Origin of the sequence: Pseudomonas entomophila (genome assembly GCF_013523125.1) — a bacterium.
Lineage (GTDB): Bacteria > Pseudomonadota > Gammaproteobacteria > Pseudomonadales > Pseudomonadaceae > Aquipseudomonas > Aquipseudomonas entomophila_B.
The window spans coordinates 23,289-40,511 of the sequence record NZ_JAAMQJ010000007.1 but is presented as its reverse complement, the minus strand read 5'-3'; the positions used below and the strand labels follow the sequence as shown (position 1 = coordinate 40,511).

The window sequence follows — 17,223 nt, the reverse complement described above, 5'->3', positions numbered from 1 at the left end:
GACAGAGTTCAAGCGTGGAGCCTGCCAGGCGCGCACCTCAGTGAGCACCGCCGTGCACCCAGGCCAGATAGTCGTCGCACAGCGCTTGTGGCAGCTTGGGCAGCAACTGCTCGGCAGCACGCAAGCCATCGGCGGTGCGGGTCCATTCGGCCACCCAGGCGTAGAGGCGCATCTGCGAAACCGGGCAGGGCGCCAGCTGCTGTTCCAACTGTTCAACCAGACGGGCGATACGGGCCAGGTTGTCATCCAATGCGCTTATCGGGTCCATGGCAGCGTTACCCTTGTGTGAGTGAAGAGAGCGGTGATCGCGTCGGCAAAGGCCTCAGGTGCTTCTTGTGGAATGTTGTGGCCAATGCCCGGCAGTACCCGTCGTTGCAGCACCTGGCGAAAGCCACGGCGTGCGTCCGCATCGCGCTGCACGGGCGCCACCCCATCGTCGGCACCCGCCAACAGCAGACTGGGCACCTCGATCGTCGGCTGTAGCGCCAAGTGCGCCTCGAGGGACCGGTAGGCAGGGTCCCCGGCCACCAGGCCGAAGCGGTGGCGGTACGAATGGGTCACCACCTCGACGAAGTCCGGATGCTCGAAGGCCTGTGCGGTGGCGGCGTAGGTCGCTTCGTCGAAGGCCCAGGACGGTGACCACTGGCGCCACAGCAGTTGGCAGAAGGCATGACGATGCGCCTGCAACCCTGCTTTGCCGCGTTCGCCGTGCAGGTAGTACTGGTACCACAGGCGGTGTTCGGCTTCAGGCTCCATCGGGCGACCCGCCGTTGCGATGTGCTGGATGTTGTAACCCGGCTCGGCACTGACCAGGCCCAGGACCCGCTCGGGCCACAAGGCTGCGACCACGCAGGCGGCCCGACCGCCCCAGTCGTAGCCGCCCAGCACCGCACGCTCGATCGCCAGGGCATCGAGCAAGGCGAGCAAGTCGGCTCCCAGCGCGGCCTGCTCACCTGAGCGTGGGGTAGTCGGCTCGAGAAACCGCGTACCGCCATAACCGCGCAGAAACGGCACCACACAACGCAGGCCCTGCGCGGTCAGGCGCGGCACCACCTCGTCGTAGGCATGGACATCATAGGGAAAGCCGTGAAGCAACACCGCCACGGGTGCATCCCGCGGACCTTCGTCACGGTAGGCGACGCTCAGCACACCGGCCTGAATCCGCTGCAGGTTTCGCTCGGTCATCACGCCTTACCTCGGAACCGATCCAGGCCTTCCACCACCGGCAGCCTGACCGGCTGACCGGTACGGGCGCTCTCGTAGATGGCTTCCATCAGTTTATGGTCCTGCACCCCTTCTTCACCCGGCGTATGCGGCTCGCGGTCGTGCAGCACACAGTCGGCCATGTGATCGAGCTCCTGGGTGAACTGGTTCTTCGGTTGCAAGGTGATCTCGCCATTGCGCGTGGCGTCGTCCGCGCGTTCGATGACCGACAAGCGCTGGCCTTGATAGGCGAAGGCATTGGGCATGTCGAGCACGGCGGTTTCCAGGTTCAGGCGCTGGTACTTGTCGTCGCGACCGCCATAACTGGTCAGGCAGTTGGCGACCGTGTGCGACGGGAAGCGCAAGGTGAACTGGACCGTTTCCTCGACTTCGGCGAAACGCGGATCGCCTGCGGGGGAATACACGCTGGCATAGACCTCGATCGGTTCCTCGCCGGTGATGAAACGGGCCGTATTGAGGCAGTACAGACCGATGTCCACCAGCGAACCACCGCCGGCCATGTCCTTCTTGTGGCGCCACTGGCGTTCGCCATCCTGGGCCACGGTCTGCGTGTTGACGCCGTGGTAGGCCACCAGGCGCCCGTGCTTTTTGTCGCGCACGCGCTGTTTGACGTGCAGGTTGTAGGGTTCGTACTGGATACGGTAGGCGACCATCAGCTTGACCTTGGCCTGACGGCACACCTCGACCATCGCCTGGCCCTGCTGGGAGCTGATCGCCATCGGCTTTTCGGTCAGCACATGCTTGCCGGCCTTGGCGGCGCGTTCGCAGAATGCGTGGTGCATGGCGTTGGGCAGGACGATATACACCACCTGCACGTCGGGGTTGTCGCGGATACGGTCGAAGTCCTGGTAGCTGTAGCAGGCTTCGGGCTTGATGCCGTATTGCTTGGCCACCGCCTGCAGCTTGTCCGGGGTGCCGGAAACCAGCGCCACCGGTTTGGCGTAGAGCGACTGGGCGAAGGCCGGAAGAATTTCTTCGAGCGACAATCGGCCCAACCCGACGATGGCGAAACCCACGCGCTGTTCGGGTGGCAGCGGCGCAGGCGGCGGCGAGGAGGGCGAGTCGGCAGGCCCGCGCCAGGCTGGAAACTTCACCTGTCCTCCTTCCACCGTGCCGACGTCCACCGGTGTCGGTGGCGTGTAGGCCTGGGCCATGACCTGCGGCGCAAGGGCCGCGGTGGAAGCACCGACGGCCATCCATTTGCACAGGCTACGACGGTTGAGTTCTGGGGGCTTGCAGGTCATCTGAGCGTCCTCGCGGGTGTATTCCGTGGCCACGGAGCGGCCTGGGCTGGGGGCGTGCTTATGCATGCCGACCGGTGGGCGAGAGGACAGGTTTCACCGAATGTAGGCAGTGGCGATCAATGGCGAGGGAGAGGTCTTTCGAAGGACGAGCGCCATCGATCAGGCATGAACGTCCTGCGCGTCGGTGTGATGGATGCAACGGCCCCTGGCGAACGCAGGGCCTGACCGTGGACCGGCGCTGCGTTCAGCACCGGTCCACCCTGAGACTCAGGTCGCGACTTGGTAGCACGGCACATAGGCCGCGCCACCGGGCAATTTCATGCGGTGCTGCTCGACGAACGCCTGCAGCAATCGTCCCAGTGGATCGAGCACCGCGCTGTCGCCGCGGATCTGGTACGGCCCGTGTTCTTCGATCAGACGGATGCCCTTGTCCTTCACGTTCCCCGCGACGATCCCGGAGAACGCCCGGCGCAGGTTCGCGGCCAGCTCGTGGGGCGGCAGGTCGCGGCGCAAGGCCAGGTTGGCCATGTTTTCGTGGGTCGGGTCGAACGGGCGCTGGAAGCTTTCCTCGATCCTGAGCAACCAGTTGAAGTGGAACGCGTCGTTGCGCTCGCGGCGGAACTGCTTGACCGTCTTGAGCCCTTCGACCATCTGCCGGGCCACCTGGGCCGGGTCGTCGATGACCATCGTGTAGTGCCGCTGCGCGGCCTCGCCCAGGGTCGCGCCGACGAAATCGTGAAGCTGGCGCAGGAACGGCTCGGCACTGCGCGGGCCGGTGAGAATCACCGGGAAGGGCAGGTCGTGGTTTTCCGGGTGCATCAGGATGCCGAGCAGGTACAGGAACTCCTCGGCCGTGCCCGCGCCACCGGGGAAGATGATGATGCCGTGGCCGACGCGCACGAAGGCTTCCAGGCGCTTTTCGATGTCCGGCAGGATCACCAGTTCGTTGACGATCGGGTTGGGCGCTTCGGCGGCGATGATGCCCGGTTCGGTCAGGCCCAGGTAGCGGCTGCCGTGCATGCGCTGCTTGGCGTGGGCGATGGTCGCGCCCTTCATCGGGCCCTTCATCACGCCCGGGCCGCAGCCGGTGCAGATGTCCAGCTTGCGCAGCCCCAGTTCATGGCCGACCTTCTTGGTGTACTGGTACTCCTCGCTGCTGATCGAGTGACCGCCCCAGCACACCACCAGCTTGGGCTCCACGCCCGGCCGCAGGGTGCGGGCGTTGCGCAGCAGGTGGAAGACGTAGTCGGTGATGCCTTGCGAGCTGTCCAGGTCGATCCGCTGGCTGGCCAGTTCGCTTTCGGTGTAGACGATGTCGCGCAGGGCGCAGAACAGCATTTCGCGGGTGCTGGCGATCATTTCGCCGTCGACGAACGCGGCCGCCGGGGCGTTGAGCAGCTCCAGGCGCACGCCACGGTCCTGCTGGTGAATGCGCACGTCGAAGTCCTGGTAGGCCTCGAGGATGGTCTTGGCGTTGTCGACGTGGGCGCCGGTGTTGAGGATGGCCAGCACGCATTGACGGAACAGCGTGTACAGACTGCCACTGCCGAATTGACTCAGTTGCTGGACTTCACGTTGTGACAAGGTTTCCAGGCTGCCTTTGGGGCTGATGGAGGCATTGATGACGTTGCGTTGGAGCATGCTGGGTTTCCTGTGCGGATGAACATCCTTTCTTTCCATGGCTTCACCATACCGCTAAATCCGTGCGACAACGAGGGGGCAGGCGAAAAGCGCGCCAGCGCCGCTCGCCAAGTCGTCAGAACGTTTGCCCGGCCGTGCCGTCTAGAGTCTTGGACACGGTCATTCGCAGACACCGGAGGGGTTAGATGACGGCACCGGACAAGGCATACGTGGAGTGGCTCGAAAGCCAGTCCATGCTCAAGGCGGCCCAGGACAGGGCCCGGACGTATTCGGGGCAGTCCCGGCTGTGGATGAACCCCTACGCCGAGGCCCGGCCACGGCGCGCCATCGAGATCGCCTCGGTGTGGTTGACGGTCTATCCCGACTCGATCATCGCTGCCGAAGGTGACAGCGTGCTCCAGGCGCTGGGACACACCGAGCTATGGAAGCGGCTGTCCGAGATCGGCGTGCAGGGCATCCATACCGGCCCGATCAAGCGCGCCGGCGGTATCCGTGGCCGAACCTTCACGCCCAGCGTGGATGGCAATTTCGACCGCATCAGCTTCGACATCGACCCGTTGTACGGCACCGAGCAGGAACTCATCCAGATGAGCCGCATCGCCGCCGCCCACAACGCGGTGACCATCGACGACTCGATCCCGTCGCACACCGGCAAGGGTGCCGACTTCCGCCTGGCCGAACTGGCCCACGGTGCGTACCCCGGCATCTACCACATGGTCGAGGTCCGCGAAGAGGACTGGGGCCTGCTGCCGGAGGTGCCGGAAGGCCGCGATGCGGTCAACCTGCCGCCAGCCGTGTGCGACGAGCTCAAGGCCCGGCACTACATCGTCGGCCAGTTGCAGCGGGTGATCTTCTTCGAGCCGGGCGTCAAGGAGACTGACTGGAGCGCCACGCCGGTGGTGGTCGGGGTCGACGGCAAGCCGCGGCGCTGGGTCTACCTGCACTATTTCAAGGAAGGCCAGCCTTCGCTGAACTGGCTGGACCCCAGCTTCACCGCGCAGCAGCTGATCATCGGCGATGCGTTGCACTCGATCGACTGCCTGGGCTCGCGCGGGCTGCGCCTGGACGCCAACGGCTTCCTCGGCGTGGAGATCCGCGCCAACGACACCGCCTGGTCGGAAAGCCACCCGTTGTCGCTCACCGGCAACCAGATCCTCGGCGGGATGATCCGCAAGGCGGGCGGCTTCAGCTTCCAGGAGCTGAACCTGACGCTGGACGACATCGCGCAGATGTCCAAGGGCGGCGCCGACCTGTCCTACGATTTCGTCACGCGCCCGGCCTACCAGCATGCCTTGCTGACCGGCAACACCGAGTTCCTGCGCCTGATGCTGCACGAGATGCACCGTTACGAGATCGACCCGGCGTCGTTGATCCACGCCCTGCAAAACCATGACGAGCTGACCATCGAGCTGGTGCATTTCTGGACCCTGCACGCCCACGACATGTACCTGTACAAGGGCCAGACCTTCCCCGGCAGCATCCTGCGCGAGCACATCCGCGAGGAGATGTACGAGCTGCTCTCCGGCGAACATGCCCCGTACAACCTGCGCTTCGTCACCAACGGCGTGTCCTGCACGACGGTCAGCATCATCACCGCCGCGCTGGGCATGCGCGACCTGGAGGCCATCGGGCCGCAGGACCTGAAGCTGATCCAGAAGATCCACCTGCTGCTGGTGATGTACAACGCCATGCAGCCAGGGGTCTTCGCCTTGTCCGGCTGGGATCTGGTGGGCGCCTTGCCGCTGGCGCCGGAGCAGGTCGCCGAGCGCATGACCGACGGCGATACCCGCTGGATCCACCGCGGCGGGTACGACCTGGCAGGCGCGGCGCCCGAGGCCGAGGCTTCGGTGATGGGCATCCCGCGTGCACGCGCGCTGTACGGCAGCCTGGAAGCACAGCTGGCCGAGGGCGACTCGTTCGCCTGCATGGTCAAGAAGGTGCTGGCGGTGCGTCAGGCGTATGGCATCGCCAGCAGCCGGCAGATCCTGGTGCCGGACGTGACCAGCCCCGGCTTGCTGGTGATGGTGCATGAGTTGCCGGCCGGGCGCGGCATCCAGATCACGGCGCTGAACTTCAGCAACGAGACCATCAGCGAGCCGCTGACGCTGACCGGCTTCACGCCGGGGCCGGTGGTGGACATGATCAACGAGACCGTGGAAGGCGACCTGAGCGAGGATGGGGTGGTGCAGATCAACCTGGACCCGTATGAGGCGTTGTCGTTGCGGATCGTCAGCAGCACCGGGCATTTATGAGGCGCAGAAGGGCTGAGCTTGGGTGGCAAGGTTGACAGGATGAGGTCGCTGGTTTGTGGGCCCTGCGGGCCCAATCGCGGCACAGGGGCCGCTCTACATTAGGGCGGTGGTGTCCTGCCAGATCAGCGCTGCGGTCCCCTGTAGGAGTGGCCCCTGCGCCGCGATCGGCCCCGCAGGGGCCGTAAAACCAGCCCTGCCAATGGCTCAGATCTCCACACCTGCCCCAGCCCCTCACCCAAACCACACCGGCCACGAACTGCGCTGCCGTCCTTCCACTGCCACACACGGAATCAACCGGTCAGTCAGCACCGCCGTCTGCCCGGTCGATACCGCGATCCGGTATTTCACCCCGTGCACACATTCGCGATCACCGAATTCACAGCGGTTGAGCGTCGTCCCGCCGCACGGTCCATTGGCCAATCCCTTGGGGCAGGTTTCCGGACACACGTACAAGGTGTCGTGCAGCCGGCAACTGCCACAGGTGTCGCACCCGACCACCGGGCGCTTCAGGCTTCGCTCCAGTCGGTGCAACCACTGCGCCCCGGTCGTGGTGGTCCACACCGGCCGCCGTATCGCCCAGCCCGCCATCCTGCCTACTGCACGTTCGGGCATGAACAACTGATCGTGTAGCCCGGACAGGAGCCGGTAACGCCAGCGTTCGCCCAGGGAGGCCGTCACGCGCTGCTCGCCCAGGCGCCAGTGGGCGCCCGGTGGATGGAAGGTGACGGCCGGCAGATCGGGCATGTGCCAGCTGGCCCGCCAGGCGTCGGCCCACTGTTCCGGGGTGAGCTGTGTGGCGAGGGCATGGGCCAGCTGGCGGTCCAGGGCGTCCAGCTGCTCGGCGTCGTGAATGCCGGACAGGTGAATCCCGGCGTACCCCATCTGCTTCAGCCCCACGATCTGGATCGCCAGCCGCTCCACGCTGCGCGCCTGGGCGTAGGCCTTGGACACCGCCTCCTCGGCCTCGAGCACCGCCCGCATCGACGGGGTCAACACCACGCCGGCAACAGATTCGAGCATCTTCGCCCGGCCCAGGGTCAGCCCCATCACGCAGGCCAGCAGCGGCTTGGGCGAGGGTTGGCGGCTCATCCAGGTCATTGCCTCCTGATGCTTGTCGGCGTCATACCCTAGCTGCAGGGTCAGGAAGTCCGCGCCTGCCGCAAGTTTCTTGTGCGCCTTGAAGTACTGCGCGCCGCCTTCTTCTTCGCGGTACTTGAACGGGTTCAATGCCGCACCCAGCAACCAGTCGGGGCGTGCCTGGCGCACCAGCTGCAGGGCCGCCACCGACTCCAGGTAGCGCACCGGGTGGCCGCCGGGCTCATGGCCCGGCAGGCGGTCGCCGGTCAGCACCAGCAGTTGCCTGAGGCCGGCGGCGTCCATGTGGGCCAGCTGTGTCAGCAAGTCGTGAGGCTCACGGTCCTTGCCAGAGAAGTGCACCAGGGACGGAATCGGCGGGTCGAAGGAGGCGACCGTGTCGAGTGGCGACAGGTCCAGGCGCCCCCCGACCCGGTCGGCCACGGCCGCCAGCATGGGCCAACCACACAGGCGGTTTTCGGCCATCAATCGCTGGAACGTGGCGAAGCGCGCCGCCGAGGGTTTGGGGACGAATTCCATGATGCACGCGAAGGTGCCATCGTGCAGGGCTTGTTGCAGTACGCTCATCGGTCCGCTTCCTGGCCAGATTGCCACAGAGGAGGGGACGGACGCTTCGCTGTGCGGCGGCCCCGACCCTGCGCATTGTCGCGCAGGAATCGGGGCCGCCCATGTCAGATCACGTACTCCAGCCGTTCGAAACGGACATTGCAGGCCGGTTGTGCGTCAGTCGCCCTTGGTGCGGCCTGGCAGCACGCTGCTCAGCACCTGTTTGGCGGTCTGCTTGAGCACACCCGCTTCATTGGGGTCGCCTTTGAGCAGGAACGAGGTGAACTTCTTGGCGTTCTCCAAGGTGATGTGCGGCGGCAGCGGTGCCACGTCCGGGTCGGTGCGGAACTCGATCACCACCGGCACGTCACTGGCCAGGGCTTGCTCCCAGGCACCGGCGACGTCCTCGGGCTTGTCGACATAGATGCCTTTAAGGCCAATGGAGATCGCAAACAAGTGATACGGGACGTCCGGCAGGTCCTGCGAGGCGGAGAACTTCGGATCGCCTTCCATCACGCGCTGTTCCCAGGTCACCTGGTTGAGGTCCTGGTTGTTGAACACCGCGCAGATCCAGCGGCCATTGGCCCACTGTTTCCAGTACTTGGCCACGGTGATCAGCTCGGCCAGGTTGTTCATCTGCATGGCGCCGTCGCCCACCAGCGCCACCACCTGACGCTCGGAATGGGCGAACTTGGCCGCAATGGCGTAAGGCACCGCCGCGCCCATCGACGCCAGGCCCCCGGACAGCGAGCACATCATGCCCTCACGGATCTTCAGGTCACGGGCGAACCAGTTGGCGCAGGAGCCGGAGTCGCTGGTGATAATGGTGTTGTCTGGCAACAGAGGCGACATTTCATGCACCACCCGCTGCGGGTTGATCGGGTCGGCGCTGGTGAGCGCGCGCTTGGCGATCTTGCGGTCCCAGTTCTCGCGCCAGGCCTCGATTTTGTGCCGCCAGCTGCGCGAGGTCTTTTGCTCGATCAGCGGAAGCAGGGCCTCCAGCGTGTCGGCCGCGTCACCTACCAGGTTGACCTCCATGGGGTAGCGCAGGCTCAGCATGTCGGGCGCCAGGTCGATCTGCACGCCGCGCGCCTGGCCTTCCTTGGGCAGGAATTCAGCGTAGGGGAAGCCCGAGCCGATCATCAGCAAGGTGTCGCATTCGTCCATCATGTTCGAGCTGGCCTCGGTGCCCAGCAGGCCGATGGTGCCGGTGACCCAGGTCAGGTCATCGGGCAGCACGGCCTTGCCGAGCAGGGCCTTGGCCACGCCTGCGCCGAGCTTCTCGGTGATCGCCTTGACCTGCTCGCCGGCCTTCAGGGCGCCGGCACCGACCAGGATGGCGACCTTCTTGCCGCTGTTGAGGACGTCGGCCGCGCGCTGCAGGTCTTCGTCGTACGGGACGACCTTCGGGCGGCTGTAGCCGACGCCGGAGTGCAGGGTGCCATGGGCGCGGGCCGGTTCCTCGTAGGGCAGCTCCTGCAGGTCGTTGGGCAGGATCAGCGCGGTGACCTTGCGCTCGCCGACGGCGGTACGTACGGCACGGTCGACCAGGTGGCGCACCTGGGAGGGTTCGGTGGCCTGCTGCACGTAGGCGCCGGCCACGTCCTTGAACATCGACACCAGGTCCAGCTCCTGCTGGTAGTGACCACCGAGGGCGGTCCGGGCCTGCTGGCCCGTGATGGCCAGCACCGGCACATGGTCCATGCGCGCATCATACAGCCCGGTCAGCAGGTGCGAGGCGCCCGGGCCGGAGGTCGAGATGCAGACACCCAGCTCACCGGTAAACTTGGCGTGAGCACTGGCCATGAACGCGGCCATTTCCTCGTGCCGGCACTGGATGAACTCGATCTTGCCGGAGCGGCGCAGGGCGCCGAACACGCCGTTGATGCCGTCGCCAGGGTAGCCATAGATACGGGTGACGCCCCATTGGCTCAAGCGCTCGACCAGGAAGTCGCCTACGGTGATTGCCATGTGTCCTACCTCGTTCTGCAAGGGTTGCTGGTACAGGTACGACTCAGGCGCGGAAGCGGGCGTTCAGGTGGATTAGGGCGTCGGGGAGGGCGGCTGGGTTCGACGACTACCCCAAGTCGCGCACGATCCGGGCGAATGTTGCCCGCTCGCCGGTGGCCGGTGAAGGGGCGATCCGAGGGGTGTCGACGGTCGAGCGATTGACCGTAGGCGCCGGCGCTTTCGGTGCGAGGGTCGTGTCGTACAGCGCCCCGAGCACGGGCAGGATGCGCGGATCGGCGATGGCGTAGAAGATCGAGCGGGACTCCCGACGACTTTTCAGCAGGCCCTTCTGACGAAGCTCGCCCAACTGTTGCGACAAGCCCGGCTGGCGCAACCCGAGCGCTCGTTCGAGCTCGGCCACGGCGCATTCGCCCTTGGCGATATGGCACAGCAGTGTCAGGCGCGTCGGATTGGCCATCACGCGGAAAAGCTCGGCCAGGTCCTCGCTGCGTGCCATCAGGGCGCTGAGCTGTGAAGGGTCCAGTTCGCGCATCAGGGCCTCCATCGGAAGTACCAGGTTTCCTCGGGCCCGGGCTCGATCGCCATGGCCTCCTGGGATTTCAGCGCGGCCGGTTCGAGCACGCGGCCGCCGGGCTGCCAGCCTTCAGGAGTCGAAGCGCTCTCTCGGTCGGCCGTCTGCAAGGCCGCGACCAGGCGCAGGAGCTCTTCGACCGAGCGGCCGACGTTCATCGGGTACCAGCTCATCGCACGGATGATGCCCTCTGGGTCGATGACGTAACTGACCCGTGTGGTCGAACTGTCGGCAGCGTCCGCCGCGAGCATGCCGTAGCCGCGGGCGATGACCATGGACGGATCCTCGATGATCGGGAATTCGACCGTCACGCCGAAGCGCTCGCGGATGTCCCGCAGCCAGGCGAGGTGGGAATAAAGGCCGTCGACAGAGAGCGCCAGGAGTCCGCAGTTCAGGTCATCGAACCGCTTCTGCGCCTTGGCGAAGGCGATGAATTCACTTGTACAGACCGGGGTGAAGTCGGCAGGGTGGGAGAACAGGAGAAGCCAGCGTCCCCGGTACGCGTGCAGTGAAATGTCACCGATGGTCGTGCGCGCCTGAAAGTCCGGGGCGGGCTCGTTGATGCGCAAGGGGGGCATGGAAGACGCGGCGCTGGCAGGGGCGTGCACGGTAGATATCCTTGATTGAACAGCTGACATGCTAACGCCACTGCACCTGAGCGTCGATGGCGGTAGCTTGAAAGCCGATACTTTATCAGTTAGCTTAATTACCTATATATTTATCTGCATCCTTGAAGGGGGTAGCGGCATGCTCGACGACCGTTCCGACCCAGGGCTCGCCACGGCCCAAGCCATCGTGCTCGAAGCCGTGCAGGAGGGGCAGGGTGTACCCCTTGTGATCTCGTTCTTCGATGAGACGACGTCGACCGTCACACACTTGGTGAAGGATCCTGGTAGTGACAGTTGCGCAATCATCGATAGTGTCCTGGATTTCGATGCTGCCAGCGGGCGGGCGGGCGAGCGATCCGCCCTGGCGCTGACCGAGTTCGTTCGACAGCAGGGGTTGAAGGTGCAGTGGCTGCTGGAGACCCATGTGCATGCGGACCACCTGTCTGCGGCGCCCGCGCTGCAAAAGCAGCTCGGCGGTCAGATAGCCATCGGCGCTCACGTCCGTGACATCAGGGCCACGCTCGGTAACCTCTTCAACGATCCAGCAGGTCGAGACGATGAAGCCACGCGGTTCGATCATCTGTTCCAGGATGGAGAAACCTTCCAGGTTGGCACGCTGAAGGCGTGCGCGCTCCATGTGCCCGGTCATACACCGGCCTGCATGGCGTATGTGATCGGCGATGCGGTGTTCCCCGGCGACACCTTGTTCATGCCCGACTACGGAACGGCCCGCTGTGATTTTCCAGGCGGTGACAGCGCTTCGCTGTACCGCTCCATCCGCAGGCTTCTGTCGCTCCCGCAGCAGGCGAGGGTGTTTCTGTGCCACGACTACAAGGCGCCAGGCCGTGATGCCTATGCCTGGGAAACCACCATCGGCGCCCAGCGTGCGGACAACGTCCATGTGCACGACGGGGTCACCGAGGCCGAGTTCGTCGCCTTGCGCGATGCCCGCGACGCCACGCTGGCCATGCCGGCACTGATGCTGCCCTCGCTGCAGGTGAACCTGCGGGCCGGGCATCTGCCCGAACCGGAATCGAACGGCGTGCGCTACCTGAAGATCCCGCTCAATCAGTTTTGACCTGGACACACCTTGTGGTGCAGTCCTCGCTCCAACCCCTCCAGGAGAATGACCATGCCACGTGATCCCGATTCACAGCGCTACGATGTCGTGATCATCGGTGCAGGCGCAGGCGGGCTGTCCGTCTGCTCGAGCCTGCTGAAGCGCCGCGAGCGCCTAAAGGTCTGCCTCGTGGATCCGGCCACTTCGCACTATTACCAGCCCGGCTGGACGCTGGTGGGGGCTGGGGTGTTCGAGCCGGCATTCACCGAACGGGCCATGGCTTCGCTCATTCCCGCGAGGGTGACCTGGGAAAAGGCCTCTGCCACGACCTTCGAGCCTGAGCACAACAGGGTGGCGCTCGATAACGGGCGCCTGCTCGCCTACGACGTGCTCATCGTCGCCCCCGGCATCAAGCTGGACTGGGACGCGATCCCTGGTCTGACCGAGACGCTCGGGCGCAATGGCGTCACGTCCAACTACCGCTTCGACCTGGCGCCTTACACCTGGTCGCTGGTGCAGGCGCTTCGTCGAGGCCGTGCGCTCTTCACGCAGCCGCCGATGCCGATCAAGTGCGCGGGCGCTCCCCAGAAGGCCCTGTACCTGTCTGCCGACCACTGGCGCCGCACCGGGGGTCTGGGTGACATCGGCATCGAATTCCATACCGCTGCCCCAGCCCTGTTCGGTGTCCAGGCCTATGTACCGGCACTGATGACCTACATGGAGCGCTACGGTGCACACCTGAATTTCGGGTCGACCCTGGCGGCCGTCAATGGCGCGGCCCGCGTGGCGACCTTCAGGCAGACCGACGCCACAGGGCGCACCGTCGAGCACACACGAGGCTTCGACATGCTGCACGTGTGCCCGCCGCAAACGGCGCCCGATTTCATTCGCCGCAGCCCCCTGGCGAACGAAGACGGCTGGGTGGACGTAGATCGAGCAACACTGTGCCATGTGCGTCACGCCAATGTGTTCTGCGTGGGTGACGCCAGCGCCACCCCCAATGCCAAGACGGCCGCCGCGGCGCGCAAGCAAGCACCGGTCGTGGCAGAAAACGCCCTGGCGCAGCTCGACGGCAAACCGTTGACGGCTGTCTATGACGGTTATGGATCCTGCCCCCTCACGGTGGAGCGCGGGAAGATCGTGCTGGCCGAATTTGGCTACGGCGGTACGCTGCTGCCCACTTTCCCGCGTTGGCTGCTCGACGGTGAACGACCTTCCCGACTGGCATGGCATCTCAAGGCCGAGGCGCTGCCACGGCTCTATTGGGACGGCATGCTCAAGGGCCGTGAGTGGTTGTGTGCACCTGCGCGGCGCACGCCGCACGTCGCAGGGTGAGTGCCTGCCCATGCCCACGTTCACCGTCGTGCAGTACCTGCTGGGCGCCTGCGCCGGGTCGTTGGTCGGGCTGACCCTGGGGCTGGTGGGCGGCGGCGGCTCCATTCTCGCCGTGCCTTTGATGGTGTACTTGGTGGGTATCGGCGACCCGCACGTCGCCATTGGCACCAGTGCCTTGGCGGTCGCGGTCAATGCGGCGGTCAACTTGCTCAATCACGCGCGGCAAGGCCATGTGAAGTGGTCCTGTGCCCTGGTGTTCACCGGGGTCGGGCTTGCCGGAGCCTTCGTAGGGTCCACCGTGGGCAAAGCCATGAACGGGCAGACGCTGCTGACCCTGTTTGCCTTGCTGATGCTGGTCGTGGCGGCGTTGACGTTGCGCCACCGGCATGCGCTCGAAGACCCTGCCGCCACGCTGGGCCGAGGTAATGCCGTTCAGTTGTCGACGGCAGGCGCCCTGACCGGCGTGGTCTCTGGGTTTTTCGGGATCGGGGGCGGGTTTCTGGTGGTGCCGGGGCTCATCGCGGCCACGCACATGCCGGCACTCATTGCCGTGGGAAGCTCGCTGGTGGCGGTGACTGCATTCGGTCTCGTGACGGCGTTCAACTACGCTCGCTCGGGGCTGGTGGACTGGCCAATGGCCTTGAGCTTCATCGCCGGAGGCGCGCTGGGCGGTCTGATCGGCGCCTGGCTGGCGTCCCGCCTGGCCCAGCGCAAGGGTGCGCTGAACGTGCTGTCCGCTGGGGTGATCGCACTGACAGCCTTCTACATGCTCTACCGGAGCGTGCTGGGCTGACCCCGAGTGATCGATGTTCACGCGGAGTCGGCCCTGTCACATGCATCCATCACAGGGGTGGTGGCCAAGCCATGAACCACGTCCCGGACGAAGAGGTGGGCAGGATCACGGCTTGCCTCAACGCAGGTCCGCCTTCAGGCGCTGACCTGCATACGCCTGCGCTTCCTGCGCCTTCTTCACCACCGCCGCCGTGCCGAAGAACTCGTGCGTCACGCCTGAGTACAGTTTGCGCTCGACGCTGACGCCCGCACCGCGCAACGCCTGCTCCAGTTGCGCGCCGTCATCACGCAGCGGATCGATCTCGGCGTTGACGATGGTCACCGGCGGCAGCCCTTGCAACTGGGCGTGCACCAGGTCGATGCGCGGGTCCTTCACATCGGCCGGCGTCTTGCTCACCTTGTCGATGAACCACAGCATCATCGGCTTGTTCAGCGGCATGGCGTCGGCGTATTTCTGGTAGGACTCGGTGTCCGTGCTGGACTGAGCCACCGGATAGACTGCCAGCACATGTTTCGGTGCGGTCACGCCGGCCTTCTGCGCGGCGATGGCAGTGGCCACGGCGAGGTTGCCCCCGGCGCTTTCGCCGGCCAGGGCCAGGCGGGTCGGGTCGCCCTTGAGCGAGGCGGCATTGCGGCTGATCCAGCGGTAGGCGGCGAGGGCGTCATCGTGGGCAGCCGGGAACTTGGCCTCCGGCGCGCGGCGGTAGTCGACCGAGACCACCACGGCACTGGCCTGCTTGGCCAGGCCGCGGGCGCCGGCGTCATACACCTTGCGGTCGGCGAAGACCCAGCCACCGCCATGGAAGTAGACGATCACCGGGAACGGCCCGGGGCCTTCTGGGGTGTACACCGTCGCCGGCAGCGCGCCTGCGGCGCCTGGCACGGTAGTGTCGCGTGCAGTGACGCCCGGGACCAGCGCTTCGGGGCTGCTGTCGCGCTTCTCGTCGGCCAGCACACCCTTGACCGCATCGGCGATGGTCGGCTGCTGACGGGCTTCGGCGGGGGTGGTCTTCTCGACGGCCTTGGCGTCGAAGCTGGCGTACTTGTTCAGCACGGTCTGCATGTCCGAATCGGTACGCAGCATGCTCTTGGTGCTGCTGACCGCCAGTTCCGACACCGAGCGCTTCTCGGGGTCCCGGGCGCAGCCAGCCAGTGCGGTGGTCACGCCCACGACGGTGAGGGCGATCAGTGTCATGCGATTGGGTTTGATCATCGGTCGTCTCCTGATAATGACGTCTGTGATGCGGCATACAGGGAAACCGACATTGGCATGCCCCGGCTGGGTGGCCGAAAGTCACCCTACCTGGATGAGGCGTCCGGGGATGTGAAATCGTTCCAACGGGATGGTGACGGAGCGGACGTCATCGCGGGCAAGCCCCCCACACCCGTAGTTCCATCACAAGGGCACAGGCCATCGCCGCTCATCTGAAGCGACACTGCCAGGGCGTCGAACCGCCCTCTGTGCGGGCTTGCCCGCGATGGCAGGCGACGCATGATACGACCTCATCGCCGACAAAATGACTTCCACACCTGTCATCACGACGCGCAGCAGCGTCCGACCAGCAGCCCTGAAACGAAAAGAGGCGCCCCTCGGGGCGCCTCTCGATACAGCATCAACGCGACGGGATCACGCTTCGGCGTCCCATGGACGGTCGCCGTGCGCGTCCTTGACGCGGGTCGGCAGGCCCATCACGTCCAGCGCCTTGAGGAACGGCTCGGCCGGCAGCTCCTCGACGTTGACCATGCGCTGCACGTCCCACTGGCCACGGGCGACCAGCAGGGCGGCCGCCACGGGCGGTACGCCGGCGGTGTACGAGATGCCCTGGCTGTCGGTCTCGGCGTAGGCGTCCTCGTGGTCGGCCACGTTGTAGATGAACACCTCGCGCGGCTGGCCATCCTTGGTGCCCTTGACCAGGTCACCGATGCAGGTCTTGCCGGTGTAGCCTGGCGCCAGCGACGAAGGGTCGGGCAGCACGGCCTTGACCACTTTCAGCGGGACCACCTCCAGGCCTTCGGCGGTGCGCACCGGCTGCTCGGAGAGCAGGCCCAGGTTCTTCAGCACGGTGAAGACGTTGATGTAGTGCTCGCCGAAGCTCATCCAGAAGCGCACGTTCGGCACGTCGAGGTTCTTCGACAGCGAGTGCACTTCGTCGTGGCCGGTCAGGTACAGGTTCTGTGCGCCCACGACCGGCAGGTCGTCCGTGCGCTTGACCTCGAACATGGTGTTGCTGGTCCACTGGCTGTCCTGCCAGCTCCAGACTTGACCGGTGAACTCGCGGAAGTTGATTTCCGGGTCGAAGTTGGTCGCGAAGTACTTGCCGTGGGAACCGGCATTGACGTCGAGGATGTCGATCGAGTCGATGCGATCGAAATACTGCTGCTGCGCCAGCTTGGCGTAGCTGTTGACCACACCCGGGTCGAAACCGACACCGAGAATGGCCGTGATGTTCTTCGCCTGGCACTCCTCGAGGTGTTTCCACTCGTAGTTGCCATACCAGGGCGGGGTCTCGCAGATCTTGCCCGGCTCTTCGTGGATCGCGGTGTCCAGGTAGGCCGCGCCGGTATCGATGCAGGCACGCAGCACCGACATGTTCAGGAAGGCGGAACCGACGTTGATCACGATCTGCGATTCGGTCTCGCGGATCAGCGTCTTGGTCGCCTCGACATCGAGGGCATTGAGCGCAAAGGCCTGGATGTCGGCGGGTACCTTGAGGCTACCCTTGGCCTTGACGCTGTCGATGATGGCCTGGCATTTGGAGATGTTCCGTGACGCGATGGCGATACGACCGAGTTCGTCGTTATGCTGCGCGCACTTGTGGGCCACCACCTTGGCGACACCTCCTGCACCAATGATAAGAACGTTCTTTCTCAATTTATCCCTTGC

14 protein-coding genes are annotated in these 17,223 nt (G+C 65.4%); 4 read left to right on the top strand and 10 right to left on the bottom strand.

Features of this window, described 5'->3' with window-relative positions; all coding sequences use genetic code 11:
* Positions 1-37 precede the first annotated feature (37 nt).
* The 4 genes from G7007_RS06105 to ppnN all read right to left on the bottom strand — a co-directional run bounded on the left by G7007_RS06105 (position 38) and on the right by ppnN (position 4,109).
* Positions 38-268, bottom strand: a complete 231-nt coding sequence (locus tag G7007_RS06105) for a hypothetical protein (protein ID WP_181099957.1) — start codon at positions 266-268, stop codon at positions 38-40.
* The gene (locus G7007_RS06100) at positions 256-1,185 is read right to left on the bottom strand and encodes an alpha/beta fold hydrolase (protein WP_219858969.1); all 930 of its coding nucleotides are present in this window, start codon (positions 1,183-1,185) and stop codon (positions 256-258) included. Before G7007_RS06100 ends, G7007_RS06105 begins: the two co-directional genes overlap by 13 nt.
* Positions 1,185-2,468: a Gfo/Idh/MocA family protein gene (locus G7007_RS06095; RefSeq protein ID WP_181099955.1), complete on the bottom strand. Its 1,284-nt coding sequence runs from the start codon at positions 2,466-2,468 to the stop codon at positions 1,185-1,187. Before G7007_RS06095 ends, G7007_RS06100 begins: the two co-directional genes overlap by 1 nt.
* A gap of 267 nt (positions 2,469-2,735) precedes the next feature.
* Positions 2,736-4,109, bottom strand: a complete 1,374-nt coding sequence (ppnN, locus tag G7007_RS06090) for a nucleotide 5'-monophosphate nucleosidase PpnN (RefSeq protein ID WP_181099953.1) — start codon at positions 4,107-4,109, stop codon at positions 2,736-2,738.
* A 185-nt stretch (positions 4,110-4,294) separates the two neighbouring features.
* On the opposite strand from ppnN, the gene treS reads away from it, so the two are divergent.
* Positions 4,295-6,361, top strand: coding sequence for a maltose alpha-D-glucosyltransferase (treS, locus tag G7007_RS06085; RefSeq protein ID WP_181099951.1), 2,067 nt, complete (start codon positions 4,295-4,297; stop codon positions 6,359-6,361).
* Between the two features lie 231 nt (positions 6,362-6,592).
* Here treS and G7007_RS06080 read toward each other — a convergent pair whose 3' ends face one another.
* The 4 genes from G7007_RS06080 to G7007_RS06065 all read right to left on the bottom strand — a co-directional run bounded on the left by G7007_RS06080 (position 6,593) and on the right by G7007_RS06065 (position 11,152).
* Positions 6,593-8,023: a methylenetetrahydrofolate reductase C-terminal domain-containing protein gene (locus G7007_RS06080; protein ID WP_181099949.1), complete on the bottom strand. Its 1,431-nt coding sequence runs from the start codon at positions 8,021-8,023 to the stop codon at positions 6,593-6,595.
* Positions 8,024-8,179: 156 nt separating this feature from the next.
* Positions 8,180-9,973, bottom strand: a complete 1,794-nt coding sequence (locus tag G7007_RS06075; RefSeq protein ID WP_181099947.1) for a thiamine pyrophosphate-requiring protein — start codon at positions 9,971-9,973, stop codon at positions 8,180-8,182.
* Between the two features lie 106 nt (positions 9,974-10,079).
* Positions 10,080-10,505 carry an ArsR/SmtB family transcription factor gene (locus G7007_RS06070; protein WP_181099945.1) on the bottom strand — a complete coding sequence of 142 codons (426 nt, stop codon included), beginning with the start codon at positions 10,503-10,505 and terminating at the stop codon, positions 10,080-10,082.
* Positions 10,505-11,152 (bottom strand): peroxiredoxin, encoded by a 648-nt coding sequence (locus G7007_RS06065; RefSeq protein ID WP_308852279.1) that lies wholly within the window; start codon positions 11,150-11,152, stop codon positions 10,505-10,507. Before G7007_RS06065 ends, G7007_RS06070 begins: the two co-directional genes overlap by 1 nt.
* A gap of 139 nt (positions 11,153-11,291) precedes the next feature.
* Here G7007_RS06065 and G7007_RS06060 point away from each other — a divergent pair, with 139 nt between their 5' ends.
* From G7007_RS06060 to G7007_RS06050, 3 genes are read left to right on the top strand one after another with little or no spacing between them, the layout of a single operon-like run.
* Complete coding sequence (locus G7007_RS06060; protein WP_181099943.1) at positions 11,292-12,230, top strand: MBL fold metallo-hydrolase; 939 nt, start codon at positions 11,292-11,294, stop codon at positions 12,228-12,230.
* 54 nt (positions 12,231-12,284) lie between these two features.
* Positions 12,285-13,547 (top strand): NAD(P)/FAD-dependent oxidoreductase, encoded by a 1,263-nt coding sequence (locus G7007_RS06055; RefSeq protein ID WP_181099941.1) that lies wholly within the window; start codon positions 12,285-12,287, stop codon positions 13,545-13,547.
* A gap of 10 nt (positions 13,548-13,557) precedes the next feature.
* Positions 13,558-14,340 (top strand): sulfite exporter TauE/SafE family protein, encoded by a 783-nt coding sequence (locus G7007_RS06050; RefSeq protein ID WP_181099939.1) that lies wholly within the window; start codon positions 13,558-13,560, stop codon positions 14,338-14,340.
* A gap of 117 nt (positions 14,341-14,457) precedes the next feature.
* Here G7007_RS06050 and G7007_RS06045 read toward each other — a convergent pair whose 3' ends face one another.
* Together G7007_RS06045 and G7007_RS06040 are read right to left on the bottom strand one after the other, a co-directional pair.
* On the bottom strand, positions 14,458-15,552 hold the full coding sequence (locus G7007_RS06045; RefSeq protein WP_219858968.1) for an alpha/beta hydrolase: 1,095 nt from the start codon (positions 15,550-15,552) through the stop codon (positions 14,458-14,460).
* Between the two features lie 414 nt (positions 15,553-15,966).
* Positions 15,967-17,211, bottom strand: a complete 1,245-nt coding sequence (locus G7007_RS06040) for a saccharopine dehydrogenase family protein (protein ID WP_181099937.1) — start codon at positions 17,209-17,211, stop codon at positions 15,967-15,969.
* Between the last annotated feature and the right edge of the window lie 12 nt (positions 17,212-17,223).

Bases quoted from the DNA above. Each gene is read 5' to 3' on its own strand.
- G7007_RS06075 (WP_181099947.1), bottom strand. From the start codon at position 9,973: ATGGCAATCACCGTAGGCGACTTCCTGGTCGAGCGCTTGAGCCAATGG.
- G7007_RS06055 (WP_181099941.1), top strand. From the start codon at position 12,285: ATGCCACGTGATCCCGATTCACAGCGCTACGATGTCGTGATCATCGGT.
- G7007_RS06080 (WP_181099949.1), bottom strand. From the start codon at position 8,023: ATGAGCGTACTGCAACAAGCCCTGCACGATGGCACCTTCGCGTGCATC.
- treS (WP_181099951.1), top strand. From the start codon at position 4,295: ATGACGGCACCGGACAAGGCATACGTGGAGTGGCTCGAAAGCCAGTCC.
- ppnN (WP_181099953.1), bottom strand. From the start codon at position 4,109: ATGCTCCAACGCAACGTCATCAATGCCTCCATCAGCCCCAAAGGCAGC.
- G7007_RS06045 (WP_219858968.1), bottom strand. From the start codon at position 15,552: ATGATCAAACCCAATCGCATGACACTGATCGCCCTCACCGTCGTGGGC.
- G7007_RS06050 (WP_181099939.1), top strand. From the start codon at position 13,558: ATGCCCACGTTCACCGTCGTGCAGTACCTGCTGGGCGCCTGCGCCGGG.
- G7007_RS06060 (WP_181099943.1), top strand. From the start codon at position 11,292: ATGCTCGACGACCGTTCCGACCCAGGGCTCGCCACGGCCCAAGCCATC.
- G7007_RS06095 (WP_181099955.1), bottom strand. From the start codon at position 2,468: ATGACCTGCAAGCCCCCAGAACTCAACCGTCGTAGCCTGTGCAAATGG.
- G7007_RS06070 (WP_181099945.1), bottom strand. From the start codon at position 10,505: ATGCGCGAACTGGACCCTTCACAGCTCAGCGCCCTGATGGCACGCAGC.
- G7007_RS06100 (WP_219858969.1), bottom strand. From the start codon at position 1,185: ATGACCGAGCGAAACCTGCAGCGGATTCAGGCCGGTGTGCTGAGCGTC.
- G7007_RS06105 (WP_181099957.1), bottom strand. From the start codon at position 268: ATGGACCCGATAAGCGCATTGGATGACAACCTGGCCCGTATCGCCCGT.